This is a genomic window from Corynebacterium sp. HMSC058E07 (genome assembly GCF_001809885.1).
Taxonomy (GTDB): Bacteria; Actinomycetota; Actinomycetes; order Mycobacteriales; family Mycobacteriaceae; genus Corynebacterium; species Corynebacterium macclintockiae.
Genome location: NZ_KV799287.1, coordinates 1 through 5,121 on the forward strand (window position 1 = coordinate 1; position 5,121 = coordinate 5,121).

The 5,121-nt window shown below is 65.1% G+C and carries 5 protein-coding genes and 1 tRNA gene; 1 reads left to right on the top strand and 5 read right to left on the bottom strand.

Annotated elements, in window-relative coordinates; translation table 11 throughout:
* Window positions 1-939: 939 nt before the first annotated feature.
* The 4 genes from HMPREF2678_RS09790 to HMPREF2678_RS09800 form a co-directional block, all read right to left on the bottom strand.
* A tRNA-Ser gene (locus HMPREF2678_RS09790) sits at window positions 940-1,029 on the bottom strand.
* A 160-nt stretch (window positions 1,030-1,189) separates the two neighbouring features.
* Entirely contained in the window at window positions 1,190-1,354 is a 165-nt protein-coding gene (locus tag HMPREF2678_RS10430) for a hypothetical protein (protein ID WP_168163097.1), read from the bottom strand.
* A 285-nt stretch (window positions 1,355-1,639) separates the two neighbouring features.
* Complete coding sequence (locus HMPREF2678_RS09795; protein WP_070552253.1) at window positions 1,640-2,068, bottom strand: nucleoside deaminase; 429 nt, start codon at window positions 2,066-2,068, stop codon at window positions 1,640-1,642.
* A 141-nt stretch (window positions 2,069-2,209) separates the two neighbouring features.
* Window positions 2,210-2,710, bottom strand: coding sequence for a tRNA adenosine deaminase-associated protein (locus HMPREF2678_RS09800; RefSeq protein ID WP_051891523.1), 501 nt, complete (start codon window positions 2,708-2,710; stop codon window positions 2,210-2,212).
* 40 nt (window positions 2,711-2,750) lie between these two features.
* Between HMPREF2678_RS09800 and HMPREF2678_RS09805 the strand changes: the two genes are divergently transcribed.
* Entirely contained in the window at window positions 2,751-3,911 is a 1,161-nt protein-coding gene (locus tag HMPREF2678_RS09805; protein ID WP_070552251.1) for a prephenate dehydrogenase, read from the top strand.
* A 50-nt stretch (window positions 3,912-3,961) separates the two neighbouring features.
* Here the strand turns inward: HMPREF2678_RS09805 and HMPREF2678_RS09810 are convergent, their stop codons facing one another.
* Window positions 3,962-5,002 (bottom strand): hypothetical protein, encoded by a 1,041-nt coding sequence (locus HMPREF2678_RS09810; protein ID WP_246817943.1) that lies wholly within the window; start codon window positions 5,000-5,002, stop codon window positions 3,962-3,964.
* Window positions 5,003-5,121 lie beyond the last annotated feature (119 nt).

Sequence of the window (5,121 nt, forward strand, 5' to 3'; positions counted from 1 at the left end):
CCGACGTTTCACCGCCGCGCAGCTTCACCACTATGCAACATCGTCGCCGCTCGGAGCTTCGCAGCTGAGAACAACAGGCGTTAAGTCTAGTAAGGAAACCCCGCGCTCGCGCTTCATTCACTCCCCTCTGGCGATTCTCTTAGCCAGCGATTATCCTCCCGCTGGCATTATCCGTATCCTCCCGCTGGCAACCCCTGACCTCAGCTTGGCGGTTCCCCTGACCGCCAGTTGGCAGCTCCCATACCCTCTGGTTGGCGATGGTCTCAGCACCCTCTGCAGTTTCCCGCCCCAATGTCCCAAATCTTCGAGTTATTGAAAGTAGCGGGTCTACAGCAAAAAATCGGGAGCCTCTGACCTGCACAAACAGAATAGTTATATTCTAAGACGTGGAATTTGGGACAACCCCCTCCCCGCAAGCCCCCGAAAGGCCTGCTTTTGGGCAATTCCCGAATAAGAGGCTCAATTTCGCACCCCTACTTCAGGTATCCCCTACCCCTGTTTAGGCCGTCTATGAGCCTTACAGAGCCTCGACCTTGCGGCCACCCCAGCCGAAAAAGTGTGCGAACTTACGCTTGCGAACAGAATCAGCACATCTTCAGAGGAGCAATGTCCCAAATCTTCGAGTTATTGAAAGTAGCGGGTCTACAGCAAAAAATCGGGAGCCTCTGACCTGCACAAACAGAATAGTTATATTCTAAGACGTGGAATTTGGGACATCCCCCTCTGTCCGGTCGCGCCCAGCCAGGCCCCATCCCCGCCCATTCCCACTCCACCAAACCCCATCCCCGCCCATTCCCACTCGGCCACACCCATTGCGCGCCCCGCCACGACCCGAACCTACCCAGGCGCACCCCACTGTGTACCCCGGAGCCCCGCTGCACATACCAAAACCGCGCGCCGCCCCGGGATCTCATCCCGGACAGCACGCGGTAAAAACTTTGGCGGTGGCGGAGGGATTTGAACCCTCGGTTGCTTTTACACAACACTCGCTTTCGAGGCGAGTACCTTCGGCCGCTCGGACACGCCACCCTAGTCGGCGATTGCAGACTCGTATTAGGTTAACACCCCCACTTTTTCGCACCAAAACCCCACCCCGCGCCCCGTGCATGCGAAAGCCCGCCGCGAACCTTTACCAGTTCGCAGCGGGCTTACAATTCAGCGCATCAGCGCGCCGACAGTCTCGGAGGACTTACTTGTCGCCCTCGCCGAAGACCTTGTCCATGCCCTTGTTCAGGCCGTCCTTGGCCTTGTCAGCCTTGTCGCCGTCCAGCTTGCCGTCGATGACCTTGTTGGCGCCGTCCTGGATCTTGTCGCGGTGCTCGCCAGCCATTTCCTTTGCCTTGTTCAGGTCCATTGGTCTCTCCTTGGTATCGGTGTAGTAGCTAACTTTGTTGTAATTTGTGCGCCCCAGCCGCAGCATTCGTACGACCAGGACGCTCCATTCCCAAAGTAGGTTCGTTTCCGCCACCTCGCCACCGCCGCGCCCCCTTCTACGCCGTCAGCCAGCTTTTCCGATTGCAAATGCACTGTTCAGCGCCAGTCATTAAATTTCTGTAAAAGTTTTTGGACGCCCCACTCCAACTAGCACAAACCCCAGCGCAAGCGTTAGCGCACCTCTAGCTCGAGTCCAGCGCATCCGCTACCGCAGGCGGGCGAAGAACTGCCGCAGCAGTTCTTCGCATTCCCCCGCCAGCACACCTCCGCGGACCTCCGCCCAATGCAGCGGAGATTCCCGCGGCACGTCCCAGACGCTGCCGCAGGCGCCGGTGCGGGGCTCATAGGCTCCGAAGATGATGCTGCCGATCCGCGCCCCGACCAGTGCCCCCGCGCACATGGCGCAGGGTTCCAGGGTGACCACCAGCGTGCAGTTCTCCAGCCGCCACGCGTCCCCGAGCTCCCGCACGGCTTCCCGGATGGCGAGGACCTCCGCGTGCGCAGTGGGGTCGCTGTCGGCTTCGCGCCGGTTGACTCCCCGCCCAAGCTCCCGGCCGTCCGGGCCGAAAACCACAGCTCCGACGGGCACGTCACCGGCGGGAGTCTCCGCGGCGATGTCCAAGGCTCGGCGCATCAGCGCTTCCGCGCGCACGTCCCCCGCGGCCCGCGGCAACCCGCCACCAACGCACACGTCAGCGCCGCCCGAGCGCAGCGCGCCCGGCGCGCACACCTTGTCCCCACGCTCGCGCCGCTCCTGCGACTCCCGCCCCACCGGCTAAAACTCCAGCTCCACGCCAACCAAGTCCGCCAGTTCGTCGGCGAAGCCCAGCTCGTCCGCCACACGCAGAACCTGCTCCGCGCCGTACAAATCATCGTCGTAGAAGATGATGGACATAATCTGCTCGCTGGCGCCTAGATCCTCCAGCAGGTCGAAGTCGCCCTCGGGCCAAGGATCGTCGGAGGCGTCCGCCTCGTCCTCCGAAGGCGCATCAATATCGAGAGTGTCCAGCGCCTCGCTGGCAATGTCGTAGTCCAAGGCGGCGGTGGCGTCACTAAGAAGAATCCGCACACCTCCCGGCACCGGACGGAGCACAACGGACCAGTCGTCGTCAACGCAGAGCAGGCCGACGACGGGGCCTTCCGCGCGCGAGGCCCGCAGCTCCGCGATCAGGTCGGACAGGCTCTCGGTGGCGCGGGCGGGGAGTTCGCGCAGGTTCCACTGGCCGTCGGCGCGGATGGCGGACACGGCGAAGGTCAGGTCACTGTCGGTGCTCATGTCCACCAACGCTAGTCGGCTTTGTGGAACACTGGGTAGCGTGAGCCACGAAATTTCTTCCGATTACCGCCTGAGCACCCTCCCCGAGGATCGCCGTCCGCTGTGCATCCTGGGGCTGGGTCTGATCGGCGGGTCGCTGATGCGTGACGCGCAGGCCGCCGGCTGGCCGGTGTTCGGCTGGAATCGTTCGGAGAAAACCGTCACCCGCGCGCGCCGCGATGGCTACGACGTCTCGGGCGACCTCGAGGCCACGCTGCGCCGCGCCGAGGAAGCCGATGCGCTGCTGATCCTTGGGGTGCCGATGCCCGCACTGTCTTCTCTTCTGGACGCCATATCCCAGCACGCACCGACCTGCGGCTTCACGGACGTGACCAGCGTGAAGCAGGAAGTGCACGACCTCGTGGAGGCGAAGGGCATGTCCGATCGCTTCGTGGGTGGGCATCCGATGGCCGGCACCGCGAACTCGGGCTGGCAGGCGACGATGCACGGGCTGTTCAAGGGCGCGGTGTGGGTCGTGACGTACGACAACGCGCGGGAGCTTGCGGGGGCTGGCGCAAGCGCGGGCGGCGCAGGTTCCAGCGCGGCAGGCGGCGGCGCGACTTCGGGCGCAGCGGGCGCGGCTGCAGGCGCCGGCAGCGTGGCAGGCGCAGACGGCGCTGACAGCGCCGACGCGGTGAATAAGCGCTGGCTGGATACGTGGGTGCGTGTCGTCGGGCTGGCTGAGGAAGTCGGCGCAGCGGTCATCCCCGCCATCGCGCACCGGCACGACAACGCGGTCGGGCGCGTGAGCCACCTGCCGCACATCCTGGCCGAAGCACTTGCAGTTGCGGGCGATTACGGCGGGCCGCTAGCACTGAGCCTGGCTGCCTCAAGTTTCCGCGACGGCACCCGCGTGGCGGGCACCGACCCTGACCTGGTCCGCGCGATGGTGGAAAACAACCGCCCCGCGGTCCTGGACGCCCTCGATCAGACCATTGAGCTACTGCAAGGAGCGCGCGCGGACCTTGCCAACCCGGACCGCTCGCTGAAGACCCTGGCCGAGGAAGGCAACGCCGCCCGCGGTCGCTTCGAGGCCCGCGCCGGCCGCAACAAAGGGGACGCCTCCAACCGGCCGATTATCCGCGTCCGGCCGGGGGCTCCGGGCTGGCTGGATCAGCTCCGCTCGGCGGAGTCCATGGGCGCGCAGATCGGCATCTTCTAGCGGGCGCTAGCATGGCGCGGCACTGCGCGCCCGCTATACCCGCGCCCGCGCTAGCACTCCTCCTCCGCCTTCGCCGCCGGAGCCCCTTCCAGCAGTTCAGGCAGCTTCTTCCCCAGCGCATCCACGCCATCCCACGCAGTAGGTTCCAACCCATCGTTTGGAATCACCATAATCGCAACGGGGGTCATTTCCCCGTCCGCGCCCGGCACCAGCCCAAGCTGCCGGTAGATGAAACGCCCGTCCGGCTCCGGCCCCCAGCCGCCCTTAAACTGCGCGCCCTTAATCTTCGCCAGCCCGTACTTGTGCTCCGGGATGATGTGCCCCATGCGCGCCAGCACCTTTTCCGAGCCATTCATACACCGGAACCCGTCCATGAATTTCACCTGATCCGTCAGCTTCCACTTGATCGCGCCGAACCCAATGTAGGCCCCGTCTTCGAACTGCTTCGCCGCGTTCGTCGGGTCGCCTACGCGCCGCATGTAATCGCGCACTTTGTAGGCAGCGGTACGGTCCGCGCCGTCGCCGACATACATCCAGAGCCGAAACGCGGCGTCATTATCCGAGTAGTGAATCGCCGCGTCCATGTCGGCTTCCATCGCGGCGCGCGGGGCGGGCTGGCCGTGAGCTTCCGCGTGCCGCAGCTTCTCCTCGACCGCGCCTGCGATCGGCACCTTGATCGTCGACCAGGCGCCTTCCTCGTTGAGCTTGCCCGCGTGCAGAGGCCCATTCTCCCCCAGGATCGCCACCCCGACCTGCACATTGTTCTTCTTCGAGACCTCCGCCGCCAGCTTGTCCAGCTTCGCCTGCTGTTCCTCGTCGGTCGGCGGGGCCGCGTCCGCGCCGTCGCCGTCGCCGCCGTTGTCGCTGAGGGGCGTTGCGGCTTGTTGGGTCTGTTCGCCCTGTTCCTTCTGGACGCCACCCTCTCCCCCGTGCAACCCCATCACCAAACCGACCGTGATGGCGAGGACGGCGGCTCCCACCGCGACCATCGCGGCAATCCCGCCCTGCCCGCCGGCCTGCGCGCCAGCCCTTCTGGCCTGCCCCTCAAAAGGAGGGCGCGAAGCACCCTCTGGGCGCTCGTTGTTCGCCATTTTCCCTCCTTGACCAGGTCTTTCCTTCTTCTCGCACGCATCCCGCGCACGACTCCGCTACCCAGCTCCCGCCGTGCGGCTTCACCGCTGGCCGACGTTTCACCGCCGCGCAGCTTCAC